General features: G+C 44.9%; 16 protein-coding genes. All 16 read left to right on the forward strand.

What is annotated here, in order from left to right; all coding sequences use genetic code 11:
- Nucleotides 1-26: 26 nt before the first annotated feature.
- The 16 genes from LZZ85_RS06810 to LZZ85_RS06885 all read left to right on the forward strand — a co-directional run bounded on the left by LZZ85_RS06810 (nucleotide 27) and on the right by LZZ85_RS06885 (nucleotide 17,324).
- On the forward strand, nucleotides 27-1,181 hold the full coding sequence (locus tag LZZ85_RS06810; RefSeq protein WP_237869973.1) for a glycosyltransferase: 1,155 nt from the start codon (nucleotides 27-29) through the stop codon (nucleotides 1,179-1,181).
- Nucleotides 1,182-1,194: 13 nt separating this feature from the next.
- Nucleotides 1,195-2,583, forward strand: coding sequence for a hypothetical protein (locus LZZ85_RS06815; protein WP_237869975.1), 1,389 nt, complete (start codon nucleotides 1,195-1,197; stop codon nucleotides 2,581-2,583).
- A 4-nt stretch (nucleotides 2,584-2,587) separates the two neighbouring features.
- Complete coding sequence (gene asnB / locus LZZ85_RS06820; RefSeq protein WP_237869977.1) at nucleotides 2,588-4,423, forward strand: asparagine synthase (glutamine-hydrolyzing); 1,836 nt, start codon at nucleotides 2,588-2,590, stop codon at nucleotides 4,421-4,423.
- Between the two features lie 49 nt (nucleotides 4,424-4,472).
- Entirely contained in the window at nucleotides 4,473-5,627 is a 1,155-nt protein-coding gene (locus LZZ85_RS06825; protein WP_237869979.1) for a glycosyltransferase family 4 protein, read from the forward strand.
- 4 nt (nucleotides 5,628-5,631) lie between these two features.
- Nucleotides 5,632-6,252 carry an acetyltransferase gene (locus tag LZZ85_RS06830; RefSeq protein ID WP_237869981.1) on the forward strand — a complete coding sequence of 207 codons (621 nt, stop codon included), beginning with the start codon at nucleotides 5,632-5,634 and terminating at the stop codon, nucleotides 6,250-6,252.
- Nucleotides 6,253-6,314: 62 nt separating this feature from the next.
- Nucleotides 6,315-7,844: a nucleotide sugar dehydrogenase gene (locus LZZ85_RS06835; protein WP_237869983.1), complete on the forward strand. Its 1,530-nt coding sequence runs from the start codon at nucleotides 6,315-6,317 to the stop codon at nucleotides 7,842-7,844.
- Nucleotides 7,845-7,877: 33 nt separating this feature from the next.
- Nucleotides 7,878-8,873 carry an NAD-dependent epimerase/dehydratase family protein gene (locus tag LZZ85_RS06840; protein WP_237869985.1) on the forward strand — a complete coding sequence of 332 codons (996 nt, stop codon included), beginning with the start codon at nucleotides 7,878-7,880 and terminating at the stop codon, nucleotides 8,871-8,873.
- The gene (locus tag LZZ85_RS06845) at nucleotides 8,866-10,014 is read left to right on the forward strand and encodes a LegC family aminotransferase (protein WP_237869987.1); all 1,149 of its coding nucleotides are present in this window, start codon (nucleotides 8,866-8,868) and stop codon (nucleotides 10,012-10,014) included. Before LZZ85_RS06840 ends, LZZ85_RS06845 begins: the two co-directional genes overlap by 8 nt.
- A 3-nt stretch (nucleotides 10,015-10,017) precedes the next feature.
- Nucleotides 10,018-10,680: a sugar transferase gene (locus tag LZZ85_RS06850; RefSeq protein WP_237869989.1), complete on the forward strand. Its 663-nt coding sequence runs from the start codon at nucleotides 10,018-10,020 to the stop codon at nucleotides 10,678-10,680.
- 391 nt (nucleotides 10,681-11,071) lie between these two features.
- The gene (locus LZZ85_RS06855; RefSeq protein ID WP_237869991.1) at nucleotides 11,072-11,815 is read left to right on the forward strand and encodes a tyrosine-protein phosphatase; all 744 of its coding nucleotides are present in this window, start codon (nucleotides 11,072-11,074) and stop codon (nucleotides 11,813-11,815) included.
- Nucleotides 11,816-11,870: 55 nt separating this feature from the next.
- Nucleotides 11,871-12,746, forward strand: a complete 876-nt coding sequence (locus LZZ85_RS06860) for a MerR family transcriptional regulator (protein ID WP_237869993.1) — start codon at nucleotides 11,871-11,873, stop codon at nucleotides 12,744-12,746.
- Between the two features lie 87 nt (nucleotides 12,747-12,833).
- Nucleotides 12,834-13,334, forward strand: a complete 501-nt coding sequence (locus tag LZZ85_RS06865) for an RNA polymerase sigma factor (RefSeq protein WP_237869996.1) — start codon at nucleotides 12,834-12,836, stop codon at nucleotides 13,332-13,334.
- 210 nt (nucleotides 13,335-13,544) lie between these two features.
- Nucleotides 13,545-15,023, forward strand: a complete 1,479-nt coding sequence (locus LZZ85_RS06870) for a phytoene desaturase family protein (protein WP_237869998.1) — start codon at nucleotides 13,545-13,547, stop codon at nucleotides 15,021-15,023.
- 226 nt (nucleotides 15,024-15,249) lie between these two features.
- Nucleotides 15,250-16,128, forward strand: coding sequence for a phytoene/squalene synthase family protein (locus LZZ85_RS06875; RefSeq protein WP_237870000.1), 879 nt, complete (start codon nucleotides 15,250-15,252; stop codon nucleotides 16,126-16,128).
- A gap of 33 nt (nucleotides 16,129-16,161) precedes the next feature.
- Nucleotides 16,162-16,704, forward strand: coding sequence for an isopentenyl-diphosphate Delta-isomerase (gene idi / locus LZZ85_RS06880; protein ID WP_237870002.1), 543 nt, complete (start codon nucleotides 16,162-16,164; stop codon nucleotides 16,702-16,704).
- 110 nt (nucleotides 16,705-16,814) lie between these two features.
- Nucleotides 16,815-17,324, forward strand: coding sequence for a sterol desaturase family protein (locus LZZ85_RS06885; protein ID WP_237870004.1), 510 nt, complete (start codon nucleotides 16,815-16,817; stop codon nucleotides 17,322-17,324).
- Nucleotides 17,325-17,339: the final 15 nt, after the last annotated feature.

The raw sequence follows: 17,339 nt of genomic DNA on the forward strand, positions 1-17,339 counted from the left end.
ATTCTTTAAATCAGAAATCTTTAATAATGAAAATTTTGTTTGCTCAAAAAATGAACGGAGTATCCGGGTCAGAGTTATATCTGCTTCAGATACTGCCGGAACTTAAGGCGAGAGGTTATGATGTGGAAATGTTGTGCTTCTACCCTGTACATGGTCATCGCAACAAGACCTTTGTGTCTCACCTGGCGGACTACGGAGTGAAGACCCATGAGATCTACGGACACAAAAGTGTGTCACCACTATTGGTCCGGAAGGTTGCAACGCTTATCAAGGACAATAAGTATGATCTGGTACAGGCAAACCTGGTACATGCGGATTTTTTGATGGCAATGGTCAAGACCTTTCTGCACAGGAAGATGAAGCTGGTTAGCGTTAAACATGGTTTTAGCCCGGCCTATATGGCGGTTCACGGGTACGATTTCCGCTTTTTGAAAAAGGACGCATTTTACTGGATAGAGAGAATTGCCGGTCGCGCGATAGATTTTAACGTAACCATTTCAAAGGGTTTGTACAATGTTTTTCTGGAGGGAAATATTGTGAAACCGACACGATTACGAAATATCTATTATGGACTGACCCTGTCTCCGCCCGTACATGAGAATACTTCGGCTCAGATCCCGGACTATCCTTACGTATTAATAACGGGCCGGTTAGTAGGATTCAAAGGACATGAATACCTGATCCGTTCATGGAAAAAAGTGAAAGAGACCAGGCCGGATCTCAGGTTGGTCATTGCCGGAGATGGACCGCTGCGTAACAAACTTGAGCAACTAAGCAAAGAAAATGATCTTGAGGATGTAGTGGTTTTTATGGGGCATGTGCCGAATCCGCACTCGTTAATGGAAAACTGCCAATTCACGGTGGTGACATCCATTTGGGAAGGCTTCGGGTTGATCCTTCTCGAAAGCTGGTTGCACAGGAAGCCTATTGTGGCCTTTAACGTTCCTGCAATGAACGAAGTGATCGAAGATGGTGTTTCAGGCCTGCTGGTTCCATTGAAAGATGAGGACAGGCTGGCGGAAAAAATATTGCAACTTGCGCAGGATAAACATGCGATACACGAATATGGTGAAGCCGGCTATAAGCGTCTTACCGGTTTTTTTAATTTAAAAAGAATGACAGATGAAATGGAAGGGGTGTACAAAGCGATGCATGAGAACAAAGCTGTACCTCTGACCTGACCATCCTGAAACAATGCCCGTATATAACGCATATAACATGCTGACAGGTGCTGATTTTTATCTCGCACCGTTATGCCTGCTGATCCTGTATCTGCTTGCTTTTATTATGAAGCGAAAGTACCGGAATACTGAAATGGCGAAGTATATCATGCCCGCCCTGACTATCCGGTTTGTCTGCGCGATCATCTACACTCTGGTGCTGGTATATTATTATGGTATGGGAGACAGCTTTAACTATTACCAGGGTGTATTGGACATGCATCGCGCTGCTATTGATGATAAATCGGTGCTAAAAGAGATCTACTCGAAGGTCCAATTAGAACCGGGCGATAAGATGTACAATTACTTTTACTATAGTTCATCGTGGTCGATCCGGTATTATATGCTGGAGTCGCGTACATATATGGTATCAAAGCTCGGATTACCTTTTTCCCTGATCTTTAATAAAAGCTTTCTTTGTATTTCCTTTTGCATCAGTTTTTTTGCTTTTCTCGGTTCCTGGAAGGTCTTCAAATTATTTGCAGGGCTGTACCCTCACCTGGTGAAAAAAATTGCGTACGCCACCCTGTTCCTGCCGTCCGTTCTTTTTTGGGGAGTATCCTTACTGAAGGACCCAATCTGCCTTGGTGCAATGGGTTTTTTGCTCTACTATCTCCATGCGCTTTTTATAAAAAGAGAGAAAATGACCGTGGCGGTTATATACATACTGTTGTCGACCTTCCTGCTGTATAATCTGAAACCTTATATTCTGTTCAGTCTACTGGGAGGGTTCTTCGTCTGGTTTTTCCTGCAGGAAAGAAAGAAGATCCAGCGGAAGGATATGCGGCAGGCTGTGACCGGAGCATTTTTGATCCTCGCGCTGGTGGCTTCCCTGTTTGCAATCCGGGGCGTCGCGCAGACAGAGGCGAATGCACAACTCTCGCCCGGGAATCTGGTGTCGGCGATCCAGCACCAGCAGAATGTTTTTTCCAGAACGGATGAAGGCAGCGGATCAAATTTTGCCGTAGATGGAGCTCCTAAATCGCGGATAGGCCTGATCCTGTATGCCCCATTGGGACTTGTTAACACCTACTTCCGCCCTTTCCCCTGGGATGTCCGCTCGCCACTCATGCTTTTCTCCGCACTTGAAGCACTGGCCTTTGCAGCGCTAACGATCATGTGTTTCAGAAGGCTGGGGGTTGGAACAACTTTCAGGACAATATTTTCCGACCCGGTGATCACCTTCTGTTTTGCCTTCAGCCTGATCTTTGGTGGAATTATTGGTATCACAACACCCAATTTCGGCGCGCTTGTACGCTATAAATTACCTTGCGTCTCATTTTACCTTCTTACATTTATTTTGGTGATGGATAAATCCGGTAAATTCTCTCCTTCGTATTTTTTTAGTAAACGTTTATTCTAATTTCATGTGTGGAATCGCCGGTTCAATTAATTATGCTCTGGATATCCCAACCCTGACAAAAACGATGTACCATCGGGGGCCGGATGAGCAAACAACCTACCGTAAAGGCAATGTAGAGCTTCATCATCATCGCCTGGCTATCGTTGATGTGGCTGGCGGAGGCCAACCGATGCACTATCAGCAGTTTACCATCATTTTTAACGGGGAGATCTATAATCACCAGGAAATAAGGACCAGGCATCAGTTGCAGTGCCAGACCAGCTCAGACACTGAAACGATCTTGCACGCTTATGCCAGGCTTGGAAAAGAATGCTTTCAGGAATTTGACGGCATGTTTGCACTATGCATCCTCGATACGGAAAAAAGGGAACTCCTGTTCGTCCGCGACCGGGCGGGCAAAAAGCCACTTTACTATTACAAAGACGACGGACATCTGATATTTGCCAGTGAACTGAATGCGATCAATACGCAGGTAAAGCTATCCATTAACGAGGAACATCTCCGGCAATATGTCCGAATGGGATATTTCTACAAAGAAGCTACACCTTACAAAAATGTATGGGAACTGCCCGCCGGCAGCATCGCCACTATATCTCTTGACACGGTTGAAGTGAAGCTCCAAAAGTGGTGGGATATAGCCGCCATCTATAAAAAACAAGGGGAAGAAAACTTTGACCAGGCATTAGAAACAGTTGATGGAATGCTCCACCAGGCTGTTAAACGCAGGGTTGAATCCTCCGACCTGGAAGTCGGCTCTTTCCTCAGTGGCGGCATCGATAGCGGTATCGTATCGGCCATTGCCACGCAATACAATAACAAACTGAAGACTTTCACGGTGTCCTTCGAAGGAGAATATGATGAAAGCCCTCTTGCCAGGCTGGTCAGCGAACGCTATGGCACCAATCATCACGAGATCCGCATTTCCTTCGACTCCCTCGCGACCGACATTGAAAAGATACTCAGCAATTACGGAGAGCCTTTTTTTGACAGCTCTGCCATTCCCAGCTACTATGTTAGCCGGGAAGCAAGAAAACACCTCACCGTGATCCTTAATGGTGATGGCGGCGATGAACTTTTCGGTGGCTATCGCCGGTATGTTCCATTCGCAAAATTTGACTTCTTCAATTCAGGGTTTATTGTCAAAAATCCCGCCCGGCTGATGCATAACATCATGCCCGTGGCAAATAATAAGAAGTCGAAGTATAACTATATCTACCGGCTTATCGACTTCGCACGGAAGGATGGCCTGGCGGCCTACCTTTCCGCAACCATTGATAGCTTTGAAGGATATGAAAACAGGCTGGTCACTTCCCTGAACTATTTGCGCAAAGTGCAGATAGACTTTGAAAAGGTGAACCAATCCGGCGAAAGCGGCCTGAAAAAGATCATGCACCTTGATTTTGACAGTATCCTGGCTGGTGACCTGTTGGTGAAAATGGATATCGCCACCATGGCGCACTCCCTTGAAGGAAGAAGTCCTCTTTTAAGCAGGGAATTGCTTGAATATGTTCCTTCTCTTCCTGATAAATTTAAAATACAAAGAGGTCAGACCAAATTCCTGCTTCGTAAACTGGCAGAAAGATATCTGCCTGCAGAACTGATCAACCAACCCAAGCGAGGGTTTGAGATCCCTTTGAAGAAATGGATTGACGGACTGCTTAAAGAAATGATCGCGGATTATATACTATCTCCGCAGGCATATTGCAGGCAATTTGTACAACCTGGATTTATTGAGGATATCTGGAATAGAAAACTTGACTGCGGTGAGGAAAAACGTGCAAAAATGATCTGGACACTTTTTGCGCTGGAAGTCTGGTATCGCAAGTGCTATTTGAAATAAAATTAACTCTCACTCCCGTTTTGCAACGGGACAATGTTTCATAAGCTAGATGGCAAAATTGATCCGAACTACAACAGCTCCGCTGTCTTTAAAGTATCTTCTGCGCAACCAGATGAAGTACATGAAGGATAGCGGTTTCGACGTTGTGATGGTAAGTAGTGAAGGCAGGGAGAAAAATGATGTGATCAACAACGAGCAATGCCGTTACGAGACCATCCCGATGACCAGGAAGATGACCCCTCTTGCTGACCTCAAATCTCTTTGGCTTTTCTACCGCTTTCTAAAGAAAGAAAAACCGGAGATCGTTCACTCGCACACACCAAAAGCCGGCCTGATCGCCATGCTTGCGGCAAAACTTGCTGGCGTGCCGGTCAGAATACATACAGTTGCCGGACTTCGTTTTATGACGGCGCAGGGATTTACCCGAAAATTACTTGTCTTCATGGAAAAACTGACCATGTCCTCCGCAACACATGTTTGGCCAAACAGTTTTTCACTGAAAGACTATATACAGAACAACAAGCTTGTCAGGTCGTCTAAACTGGAAGTGATCGGGGAAGGATCAAGTAATGGGATCGACCTGCGACGGTTTTCCGCGGCGGCACTCAAAGAAGAGGAATTGGAGAAAACGAAAAAGCTGATCGGCTATGATACAGATTTTTTCTATTTACTGAGCGTGGGCAGAATTGTAAGAGATAAAGGGATCGACGAACTGGTGCATGCCTTTGAAGAAGTATATAGAACGAACGATCAGCTCAGGCTGATACTCGTTGGTGCTTTCGAGGACGAGCTCGATCCGATCTCCGATGCGGCACGCCGGCTGATCACTGACCACCCGGGAATAATCCAGGCGGGATGGAACGAACAGGTTGAATATTTCATGCATATTTCGCATCTACTCATACACCCCTCTCACAGGGAAGGGTTTCCGAATGTACTGTTGCAGGCCGGTGCAATGAATTGCCCGATCATCTGCTCGCGGATAGAAGGCAATATTGACATTGTTACGCATGAAGAAACCGGATTGATCTTTGACGTAAAAGATCAGCAGCAGCTTGCCCGGCTGATGAAACGGGCCGTGGAAAGTCCTCAGCAAATGAAGGAATATGCTGACAGGCTTTATAACAAAGTAAATGATCACTATGATCAGCGTGTAGTCCATTCACGTATAGAAAAACGTTATCGCGAATTACTGAACAAATAACCCAATGAGCGAAAAAGATCTTCCTGTTGTCATTATCGGCTATTCAGGCCATGCCTATGTAGTGATCGATGCACTACAGCTTTCGGGCAGGCGGGTAACCGCTTATTGCGATCAGGAAATGAAAACAAACAATCCTTTTGACCTGGCTTACCTTGGAAAGGAAAGGGAGGCAACAGCGCAATTGTCTGCCAGCGATTATTTTGCGTCTGTTGGAGATAATACCATCCGCAAAAAGATCTGTGATTTTGTTGGAGCGGCAGTGAACCGTCCGGCGATCACGGTGATCCATCCTGGGGCGACTATCGCATCTTCCGCAACGGTAGATCATGGTGTGCTTGTAGCAGCGGGAGCAGTGATCAACGCCCTGGCTGTTGTTAGGACCGGAACGATCTGTAATACCGGCAGTATCATTGAGCATGAATGCAGGATAGGAGAGTATGTACACATTGCTCCGGGAGCTGTACTTTGCGGTAATGTGACCGTTGGGGACAATACTTTTATTGGAGCCAGTTCTGTGATCCGCCAGGGGATCACTATTGGAACAGGTGTGGTGATCGGCGCCGGAAGCGTCGTTACCCGTGATGTGCCCGATGGAGCACAGATATTTGGAAATCCTGCAAGATAAAACCAGTTTTTTACGTTTAAGCAAAGCCTGCGTCAGAGCAGGTCTAAATTAACAATAGGCGTATGACAAGTGAAGCAATTGTCCGGAAATCGATCAGCCCGATAACAGGCAAAGAGTATAATATCCCTGAGAATCCTTCAGATAAGGAAGGCATTGATCAGTTCATAGCCGGGCACCCGGGTAAAAAAGTGGTGATCGTACAGGGGCTTGGTTTTGTTGGTGCGGTAATGAGCCTGGTCGTAGCAAACGCGCTTACGGAAGAGTATGCGGTGATCGGAGTTGATCTGCCTTCGCCTGCTTCCTGGTGGAAGATCAAATCTATTAATGAGGGCATCTTCCCGGTCATTGCAGACGATCCCAAGATCGGCATCTTTTACAAACAGGCCCGGGAGAAAAAGAACCTCTATGCAACATTCGATCCGTATGCATACAGCAAGGCAGATGTGATCGTTGTTGATATTAACCTGGATGTACAAAAGCAGTCAGTAGAAAATGGCGAGCTGAAAGGTTTTGACATGGATCTTACTCCATTCAAGAAAGCCATTGCAAGCATTGGTGATAACTGCCTGCAGGATGTGCTGGTGCTGGTTGAAACAACTGTTCCTCCTGGTACCTGCGCAAAAATTGTAAAACCGCTGATCGAAGAAAAGTTACAGCAAAGAGGATTGCCTGTTGATGTGGTCAGGGTTGGACACTCTTATGAAAGAGTAATGCCAGGGCCGAAGTATGTAGACTCGATACAAAATTTTTACCGTGTTTATTCAGGTGTGGATGAAGTGAGCGCGGATGCTGTAGAGAAATTCCTTCGCACCATTATCCGGACAGACGAGTATCCTTTAACAAGATTGGGTATCACACATGCAACAGAAATGGCGAAAGTGCTCGAGAATTCCTATCGCGCGATGAACATCGCCTTTATGGTAGAATGGAGCCGTTTTGCAGAAGAAGCAGGCGTGGATATCTATGAAGTGGTGAATGCCATCCGGATGAGACCAACACATAAGAACATCATGTTACCAGGCCTTGGAGTGGGCGGCTACTGCCTTACCAAAGATCCTTTGATGGCCAGTTGGGCAAAGATGAATCTCTTCGGTAGTAAAGAACCTTTGCATCAGAGTGAAACGGGCGTACGGATCAATGACCGCATGCCATACTATGCCTTTGATTTTTTACGGTCACAGTTCCCCGGTTCATTCGCGGGAAAGAAAGCCTTGTTGCTAGGCGTCAGCTACCTCAATGATGTAGGCGATACCCGGTATACACCTGTATATGGTTTTTATCATCAGTTGCAGCAGGCCGGATGCACTATTACTGTGCATGACCCGCATGTTGTTTACTGGGAGGAAAGGAAATTGGATGTGACGCAGGATCTGCCGGCACTGTTGAAAGAGCCATACGATGTAATAGTGGTCACAACGGGCCACAAAGACTACAGAAATAATCCCGTGTTGATCCAGCAACTGCTGGAGCAGGAACCCGCATTTATTTATGATACCATCGGGGTATTCACCAGGGAGGATATTGAAACATTATCAAAAAAACATACCGTACGCGTGATCGGCCGTGGCGATCTGAACGCAGTGAGCGCATAAGCGGTATTTCGACGTAACAATAAACTAACAAGCATGAGCAAAAAGGTTTTACTATTAGGCGGAGCAGGTTTTATTGGATTTAATATAACCAGGTTCCTGGCCGAGAACAGGGATTATTCGTTAACGATAGCTGATAACTTTGCAAGAGGCAAGCAGGATGAACTCTTCACTGAACTGGTGAACAAGCATAATGTTAGAGTGATCGCGGGAGATTATACAGACCCCAAAGCGTATGATCAATTAGATGAGGAATATGATCAGTTGTATATGCTGGCATCTGTGGTGGGTGTTGATAACGCCAATTCTATTCCGCATGAGATCATTCGCATCAATACTGCTCTTATCTATAATACACTTGAATGGATGCGCCGCGCCAAAATAGGCAAGGTACTCTTCACCTCAACAAGCGAATGCTACGCGGGTACAGTGGATGCATTTGGTTACACCATTCCTACGCCTGAACAGGTGCCGCTTTGTATCGAGGATATCGGGCATCCGAGGTTCACTTATGCCGTGACAAAAATGCTTGGCGAGTCAGGGTTTTTGAACTATGGCCGCATGTTGAATATAGAAACGACTATTGTACGTTACCACAATGTTTATGGTCCGCGCATGGGCTTCAAACATGTGATCCCTCATCTGGCCATCCGGTTCAGACAGGGAGAAACTCCGTTCAAGGTTTATGGGCATGATCAGACACGCGCTTTCTGTTATATTACTGACGCGGTAAAAGGAACCGTTCTGGCAATGGAACAGCCAAATACTAACGGTGAGATCTATCATATAGGAACACAGGAAGAGATCTCTATTGGAGAGCTCATCCACTACACCGGAGAACTCATGCACTTCAACGGGGAATATGAGAATGCCCCAACGTATCCGGGTTCTGTTTCCCGTCGCTGCCCGGATATTACAAAGGCAAGAACACAACTCGGTTTTGAACCGGAAGTAAGCTGGAAGGATGGCCTGAAACAAACTATTGGTTGGTATAACGAGTATCTCGAACAAGGAAAAAAAGTATATGAGTAATCAGCAACTGATCCCCCTAAGCCTGCCCAATATGGCAGGTAATGAATGGAAATACGTAAAGGATTGCCTCGATACAGGCTGGATCTCCTCTGTTGGTTCTTATGTGAACCAGTTTGAACAGATGGTTGCAGACTTTGCTGGCGCGAAATATGGAGTGGCAGCCGTGAATGGCACAGCTGCTTTGCATATCTCACTACTGCTGTCGGGAGTGAAAACCGGCGACTATGTCATCGTTTCAAACCTGACCTTTGTTGCGTCGGCCAATTCAATAAAATATGTTGGAGCAGAGCCACTGCTGATCGATGCTGATCCTGCATACTGGCAAATGGACCTTGATCTGTTGGAGGAATTTTTATCGGAACAAACAGAACTGAAAGGACAGGAGTTATTCTATAAAAAAGATGGACGCCGTATCGGCGCTATTATGCCGGTGCATATTCTGGGAAATATGTGCGATATGGACAGGTTCTTGTCCATTGTTGCGAAGTATCCGCTTCCTGTTGTGGAAGATGCGACAGAAGCACTGGGTACCACCTACAAGGGAAAACATGCGGGTACATTCAGCCCTCTGGCCTGTTTCAGCTTCAATGGAAATAAGATCATTTCAACCGGTGGCGGAGGCGTGATCGTTACCGACGATGAAGCACTGGCAAAACATGCTAAACACATTACCACAACTGCGAAAGCCAGTCCTGATGAATATTATCATGATGAGGTGGGTTATAATTACAGACTGGTAAATATTCTTGCAGCTGTTGGTGTAGCTCAAATGGAATTGCTGCCGTCTTTTCTTGAAAGGAAACAGGAAGTTGTTTCATTTTATAAAGATGAGTTGAATGGCGTTGCAGATATCCGGTTTCAGCAGGAGCTTCCTGAGGTAAAAGCCAATGGCTGGCTGTTTACCATACAAACCGAAAAGCAAGGACAGTTGCTGAACCATCTTAATGCAAATAAGATCCTCAGCCGCCGCTTCTGGATGCCGATGAACAAACTGCCGATGTATAAGGATTGCCCTTATATCACCAAAAAAGATGCGGCTGATTATATTTACAATACCTGCCTGAGTATACCCAGTTCAACCAATATCACTGATGAACAATTGGAGATTGTTGTCCGTGAGATAAAACAAGCTTTATCCTGATCTATGTATTCAATTATAAAACGGTTCTTCGATATTATTTTTTCATTGCTGGCGCTGATCATTCTCTCTCCACTGCTCATTCCGATCGTGATCCTGCTGTTGCTGACCGGCGAGCATGAAGTTTTCTACCTGCAGGATAGGGTGGGGTATCGCAACAAGATCTTCCGCATCTGGAAATTCGCAACGATGCTTAAGAACAGCCCGAATATGGGTTCAGGGGATGTTACCACGCGTAATGACCCGCGTGTTACCTTCATGGGCAAATTCCTCCGGATGAGCAAGCTGAATGAATTGCCACAGTTGATCAACATCCTAAAAGGCGACATGTCTTTTGTTGGTCCCAGGCCGCTGATGAAGGCGGGGTTTGACAGATATTCAGATGAGATGAAAGAAAAAGTATATCGTGCGAGACCTGGTTTGACAGGAATCGGGTCCGTTGTATTCAGAGATGAAGAACTGATCATTACGCAGAGCTCACTCCCTCCGCATGAATGTTACCGCCTGGTGATATTGCCATACAAGGGGGCTGTAGAGGTCTGGTATCAGCAACATTTTTCTTTCTATACGGATTTCATGATCCTTTTTCTTACAGCATGGCAGATCATTTCACCAAAGAGTGAACTGGTGTATCGGATATTTCCTTCACTGCCGCCAAGAAGCTTTTAATACCAGGGATGCAGAAGTAAGCAGGATAAATTGGAAAGAGATCCGCCAAACTCATTCTTTCGGGTCATGTTCTGTTAGGCTTGTCTGGAGGAATGACAAAGACGAAATAAGCAGCAAGCCGGATCAGACTTTTACTGGAAATGGCGGAAATTATACCGGGAAAGCCCACGATGTGATCGTGGGCTTTTTTATTGATCCTTACTTCCAAGAGCCAGTTTACTTGCGTATTTGGTGGTTTTCCACGATTTTGGCTGTGCCATGGCCTCAGCCTCTAATGCCCCCGTAAAGGGGTGGGATTGTCGATCCCCAAAAACTTCTGAAACCTTTAAACTATTCAACTGTTGAACTATTAAACTTTTAAGATACTTTCGATCCTGCTAAGCAGTCAGCTATGTTCAAGTTATTTTCCAGATCATCATCCGTTAAAGAGAAATTTGACTTCTCCGCTTTAAAAGTGGACATGCACTCGCATCTTCTTCCGGGAATAGATGACGGGGCTAAAACACTTGAAGATTCGCTTGAACTTATCCGGGGAATGAAAGCGCTGGGTTATCAGAAACTGATCACTACGCCACATATTATGTGGGATATGTACAAGAATACACGCTCCATAATAGAGGAGAAACTTGATCTTGTACGCAAAGCGGTGCAGCAGGAAGGCATCGGGATTGAAATTGCCGCTGCCGCAGAGTACTTTCTCGATGAACATGTGATGCAGCTGATGGAGAAAAAGGAGCCTTTACTTAAGATCAGCGGAAATATGGTACTGACCGAATTTTCGATGGCCTTTGCCCCGCTGAATGTAAAAGACATTCTTTTTGAAATGCAAATGAGCGGATATCAGCCTGTCCTGGCGCACCCTGAACGCTATGTATACCTGCAGCATCAGAAGGATTTCTTCGTGGAGCTTAAAGATGCCGGTTGTCTTTTTCAGCTGAACCTTTTATCGCTTTCAGGTGGATATGGACGCTCAGTCAGCGACCTCGCGGCATGGTTGCTGAAAAACGATTTCTATGATATGGCAGGTACAGATCTCCATCATACGGGCCACCTCGAAGCCTTAAAGAAATACCAGCCCAATCACCAGTTCAAGGACTGGTTGAATACATCTAAGGTATTGAATACTAAACTTTAAATAATTTTGGACTGGCTACGCTGAACTTTTCTGTTGCCAGTTTGTAATACAGGTTATGAGCGCTTTTACCATAAAGGATCTGGAGAATCTTTCAGGGATCAAGGCCCACACGATCCGTATGTGGGAGCAGCGCTATAATCTGCTCAAACCCCAGCGCAGCTGTACGAATATCCGCTATTACAGCAACGAGGAGCTAAAAACGCTGCTCAATATCGCCCTGCTGAATAAATGTGGCTATAAGATCTCACACATTGACAAAATGTGCCAGGAGGAGATCTGTCAGAAGGTATTATCACTTCGTGACAGTGAAGCAATGCAGGAGATCATCGTGAATGAACTCGTGCAGGATATGGTGGATCTGCAGACTGATAAATTTGAAACAACCCTCAGCAAGTATATCTGCAATTTCGGGATCGAAAATGGTGTTTTGCAGATCATTTTCCCTTTTCTTGAGAAGATCGGCATCCTCTGGCAAACGGGTCATATCATGCCGGCCCAGGAGCATTTTGTAACAAATATCATCCGCCAGAAACTGATAGTAGGGATCGATGGCCTACCCTGCAATCCGGAAGGCAAAACCTGCCTGTTATTCCTGCCCGAAAAGGAATATCATGAAATGGGCTTGCTTTTTCTATGCTACCTGTTGAAAAAACAGGGAATGCGTGTGATCTACCTCGGCGCCAATGTGCCGATGGGCGATGTGGCCAGTATTGCTGATACCATGCAACCCGATCTGGCTTTTGTTCACCTGATCAGCAGCTTTCAGCATGCAAACCTGGAAAAGCTGGTGAACAATATCGAAACCAGGCTGCCGGGAGTTAAAACGATCATATCTGGTTATCCGACAAAGGAATACGATCGGGAGATCCCGGAAGGAGTGGAGCTGAAAAGGTGTTTTCATGAAATGATGGACTTTATTTCAAGGCTTTGAGAACCAAAGGAATGTTAAACTCGTAAAGATTATTTTTTTTCGAAACACACTTTGTTTAACTTTATGGCCTTAAAAATTAAACAAAACATGCCCACTACAGATTTTAATGAGGTTTTGCTTGAGAATGCCGACTTTCTCAAGCCCTTTGCCATTAATCTGACAAGGGACAGTGAGGCGGCTAATGATCTTTACCAGGAGACTTTATACAAGGCTTTAGCAAATAAAGAGAAGTATAATGTAGGTACAAATATTAAAGCTTGGTTGTTCACGATCATGCGTAATATTTTTATCAACGACTATCGTCGAAAGGCTAAACAAAAGACCATTTTTGATAATACCTCGAATGATTACCTGATCAACTTGAAGCAGGCTTCTGTCAGCAACGCTGCGGAAAGCGATTTAAGGATCAAAGAAATTTATGCAGCTATTCATCAGTTGCCTGAGATCTTCAAAGTTCCATTCCAGTTGTATTTTGACGGTTACAAATACCAGGAGATCGCCGACGTGTTGGCAGAACCTCTCGGTACAGTAAAAAGCCGTATTCACTTTGCGCGGAAACTGCTCAAAGAAAGACTGAATCGGTTCTAACGGAACAAAACGTCCGCAGAAGATTTTAGTTTAAAAGTTCAAAAGTTTAATAGTTTCAAAGTTTGAGTTCAGGCTTGAAAGCTATTAAACCTTTGAACTTTTCTTTTGGTCCCATTGCTATCTCTTAACGCAATAGATCAAGCACTACTGTAAACCGTAAAACTTTAAAACGGTTAAACTTTTAAACCCTTAAACCTTTAACTTGCTTGAATGTCAACTCCAAAGAAAGTGATCGTTATCGGCAGTGGCTTCGCAGGTCTTTCTGCTGCATCATTTATGGCAAAAGAGGGCTGGGATGTTACTGTATTGGAGAAGAACGCATCGCCCGGAGGGAGGGCCGCACGTTTTTCCCATGAGGGTTTCACTTTTGATATGGGGCCAAGCTTTTACTGGATGCCGGATGTTTTTGACAGATACTTCGCACAGTTTGGCAAAAAAGTAAGTGACTATTACCAACTTCATCGCCTGGACCCCTCTTACCGTATTTACTGGAGTGATAGCTTTACAGACCTTCATGCCGATTTCGATGCACTGAAAAACGAATTTGAGCTGATCGAAGCAGGCAGCGGGGAAAAGCTTGAACGTTATTTGCATGGGGCTTCTTATAAATACCGCGTAGGTATTCAGAACCTGGTATACAAGCCCGGATTGTCCATTCTGGAATTCATTGATTGGGAAGCCATCAAAGGTATTTTTAAACTGGAAGTTTTTACTTCCATTAAAAAGCATATAGAGAAATACTTCAGTAATACGCGGCTTCGGCAAGTGATGGAATTTCCTGTTCTTTTTCTTGGAGCATTGCCCGCCGAAACACCGGCTTTGTACAGCCTGATGAATTATGCAGATATCAAAGGCGGCACCTGGCATCCGCAGGGTGGGATGTATTCAGTAGTTGAAGCCATGTATCAGCTGGCTGTTGAGCTCGGTGTGAAGTTTGTGTTCAGCGAACCGGTTCAGGAAATAAAAGTGAAGAATGGAAAGGCGACTGCCGTTGCCTCTGCTGATAATCTGTACACGGCCGACGCTGTGATCAGCGGAGCTGATTATCATTTTACAGAAATGAGCCTGTTAGGTGAGGCTCACCGTTCGTATTCTGTTGAATACTGGAACAAGCGGGTGATGGCTCCGTCATGTTTATTGTATTACGTGGCGCTGGATAAAAAACTGGACCCTCTGCCTCATCATTCCTTATTCTTCGATGTTCCTTTCGATCAGCATGGCCAGGAAATTTACAAGACTCCCCGCTGGCCGACTTCACCATTGTTTTATGTGAGTATTCCTTCGCAGACAGACTCATCCGTTGCGCCTGTTGATAAAGACGCTCTTGTGTTCCTTATTCCGATCGCATCAGGATTGGAGGGTGATACTGAAGCCGTCCGCGAAAAATATTTCCAGCTTATCGCCGGCCGGTTTGAAAAACACACCGGTCAATCTCTCCTTGATTCAATCCTGTTCAAACGGTCTTATTCTGTTTCTGACTTTGTAAATGACTATAATTCCTTTCGGGGCAACGCATATGGCCTCGCAAATACGCTTAAACAAACAGCGATCTTCAGACCATCTTGCAGAAGCAAAAAAGTAAGTAATCTGTTTTACACAGGTCAGCTGACAGTGCCGGGTCCTGGCGTTCCTCCAAGCCTGATCAGTGGGGAAGTGGTGGCAAAAGAAGTTGCGAAACGGATTTCCTGAACTGTGTATATTTTGCACTGGATGATCAATGCAGCAGCTGCGGCGGAGCTATGATTTCCACTATACAGCCGGTTGTGTTTAAGTAATCTTAACAGGCCATTCCGAAACATTCAACAAGAAAAATATATCGTCAGCTGGCTCCATTTTTGAACCTGATATAACGTATCTTAAACGCATCAACTCTGTAATAACTTCCAAAATTTAATCATTTATCAAACTATAAGGGATGATCCACCTTTTTCATGAGGCCAGTCAAACATGTAGCCAGGATATTACCAGGACGTACAGCACTTCTTTCGCATCTGCTATCAGGCTTTTGCATAAAGATCTGCGTGCTCCGATCTGTAATATTTATGGCTTTGTCAGGCTTGCGGATGAAATAGTGGATACTTTTCATGAGTTTGATAAACAGCGTTTGCTGAGTGAATTTAAGGTAGAAACATTTGCTGCAATCGCGCGGGGGATCAGTCTTAACCCGGTGCTGCACAGTTTTCAGCTCACGGTCAATCAATACGAGATCGATCATGACCTGATCAATGCATTCTTCCACAGTATGGAAATGGATCTTGACCGGAAAGTATATGATGAAAAAGGGTATGAAGACTATATCTATGGCTCTGCCGAGGTAGTTGGCTTGATGTGTTTGCAGGTTTTTTGCGAAGGAAAAAAGGAAGCTTTTGAAAAACTGAAAACACCTGCGCGGGCGTTGGGAGCCGCGTTTCAAAAAGTGAATTTTCTCAGAGATATACAGGCAGATTATAACGGTCTCGCCCGTGTGTATTTTCCGTGTTGCGATTTCAATAATTTCACGGCGGAAGATAAACGTCGCATTGAAGAAGATATTCATCAGGATTTCAAGGCAGCTTACCGTGGCATTACCCATTTGCCGCTTAAGGCAAGGTTTGGAGTATATGTAGCGTACAAATATTATTTATCCCTTTTCAGAAAGATCAGGAAGATGCAGCCTTCAACGATACTGCATCAGCGGGTACGTATTCCTGATTACCATAAAGTATTGATAATCCTCAGAGCCGGCCTGAAAAATAAACTGCGGCTCATTGCCCCACAGACAGGCTCCATTTCGGAAATGGAAAGCAGTTTTTAACGTTGGCACGTTAATAGTTAAATTTGCAGGCAAATGCAATCAGCTACGATGATAGAAGAAGAAGTGATCCTGGTTGACGAGCAGGACAAGGAATTAGGAACAGCCGGGAAAATGGAAGTGCACGAGAAGGCATTACTGCATCGTGCGTTCAGTGTTTTTGTATTTAACAAAAAAGGTGAACTGCTGCTTCAGCAGCGGGCGCTTCATAAGTATCATAGCGGAGGCTTGTGGACAAATACCTGTTGCAGTCATCCACGACCTGCAGAAGACACACAGGCTGCCGCTGAAAGAAGATTACAGGAAGAAATGGGCTTCCATCTTCCGCTTCAGAAAGTATTCGATTTTGTTTACAAAGCAGATTTTGATAATGGCCTGACAGAATATGAATTTGATCATGTATTCGTCGGCGAATACGAAGGCACCATCGATATCAATGAAGACGAAGTGCTGGATTATGCTTACCGTCCAATGTCATATCTTGCTGAAACGATCGGATCCATGCCGGAGATATACACCGCCTGGTTTCGGGTAGCATTTCCGAGAATAGAAGAATGGTGGAGAGGGAAGTATAAGTAAAAATTAAAAGTGAAAAGTGAAAAGTGATTTTTTGTATTAAACTTTTGTTTGAACATTCCTGGGCCTGATTTTTTTCTTTGAATTTTGACTTTTTAATTTCTGATTGCTCAATGTTAGTAATATTCTACATATTAGTATTGATCGGAACATTCATCGCAATGGAAGGCGTAACATGGCTGACGCACCGGTTTGTGATGCATGGTTTCCTGTGGTATCTGCACAAAGATCATCACCAGGTGCAGCCGGGGTTTTTCGAAAAGAATGATGCATTCTTTATCATATTTGCGATACCCAGCATCTTCCTGATCTTTAAAGGTACTTATAGCGATATCTGGTGGATGCAGGCGATCGGGTTTGGCATCATGGCCTATGGCATTGCCTACTTCCTGGTGCATGATGTGATCATTCACCAACGATTCAAGTGGTTTACCCGCAGCAATAATACGTATGTCCGTGCCATCCGCTGGGCACATAAGATGCATCATAAACACCTCGGCAAGCAAGAGGGGGAAAGTTTTGGGATGCTGTGGGTGGCAAAGAAATACTGGGATAAGATCCGCAGGGATAAGCGCCTTATGGCTGGTAACCGAAAAGTACAGTATGCTCCGGAAACTGAATAATATCGTCCCCTTGTA

Origin of the sequence: Terrimonas ginsenosidimutans, assembly GCF_022012415.1 — a bacterium.
Lineage (GTDB): Bacteria > Bacteroidota > Bacteroidia > Chitinophagales > Chitinophagaceae > Terrimonas_A > Terrimonas_A ginsenosidimutans.

Excerpts from the sequence above, each read along its gene's own strand:
- LZZ85_RS06850 (WP_237869989.1), top strand. The coding sequence starts at position 10,018 with ATGTATTCAATTATAAAACGGTTCTTCGATATTATTTTTTCATTGCTG.
- LZZ85_RS06875 (WP_237870000.1), top strand. The coding sequence starts at position 15,250 with ATGATCCACCTTTTTCATGAGGCCAGTCAAACATGTAGCCAGGATATT.
- LZZ85_RS06825 (WP_237869979.1), top strand. The coding sequence starts at position 4,473 with ATGGCAAAATTGATCCGAACTACAACAGCTCCGCTGTCTTTAAAGTAT.
- LZZ85_RS06870 (WP_237869998.1), top strand. The coding sequence starts at position 13,545 with ATGTCAACTCCAAAGAAAGTGATCGTTATCGGCAGTGGCTTCGCAGGT.
- LZZ85_RS06815 (WP_237869975.1), top strand. The coding sequence starts at position 1,195 with ATGCCCGTATATAACGCATATAACATGCTGACAGGTGCTGATTTTTAT.
- LZZ85_RS06885 (WP_237870004.1), top strand. The coding sequence starts at position 16,815 with ATGTTAGTAATATTCTACATATTAGTATTGATCGGAACATTCATCGCA.
- LZZ85_RS06865 (WP_237869996.1), top strand. The coding sequence starts at position 12,834 with ATGCCCACTACAGATTTTAATGAGGTTTTGCTTGAGAATGCCGACTTT.
- LZZ85_RS06840 (WP_237869985.1), top strand. The coding sequence starts at position 7,878 with ATGAGCAAAAAGGTTTTACTATTAGGCGGAGCAGGTTTTATTGGATTT.
- LZZ85_RS06835 (WP_237869983.1), top strand. The coding sequence starts at position 6,315 with ATGACAAGTGAAGCAATTGTCCGGAAATCGATCAGCCCGATAACAGGC.
- idi (WP_237870002.1), top strand. The coding sequence starts at position 16,162 with ATGCAATCAGCTACGATGATAGAAGAAGAAGTGATCCTGGTTGACGAG.
- LZZ85_RS06845 (WP_237869987.1), top strand. The coding sequence starts at position 8,866 with ATGAGTAATCAGCAACTGATCCCCCTAAGCCTGCCCAATATGGCAGGT.
- asnB (WP_237869977.1), top strand. The coding sequence starts at position 2,588 with ATGTGTGGAATCGCCGGTTCAATTAATTATGCTCTGGATATCCCAACC.
- LZZ85_RS06860 (WP_237869993.1), top strand. The coding sequence starts at position 11,871 with ATGAGCGCTTTTACCATAAAGGATCTGGAGAATCTTTCAGGGATCAAG.
- LZZ85_RS06830 (WP_237869981.1), top strand. The coding sequence starts at position 5,632 with ATGAGCGAAAAAGATCTTCCTGTTGTCATTATCGGCTATTCAGGCCAT.
- LZZ85_RS06855 (WP_237869991.1), top strand. The coding sequence starts at position 11,072 with ATGTTCAAGTTATTTTCCAGATCATCATCCGTTAAAGAGAAATTTGAC.
- LZZ85_RS06810 (WP_237869973.1), top strand. The coding sequence starts at position 27 with ATGAAAATTTTGTTTGCTCAAAAAATGAACGGAGTATCCGGGTCAGAG.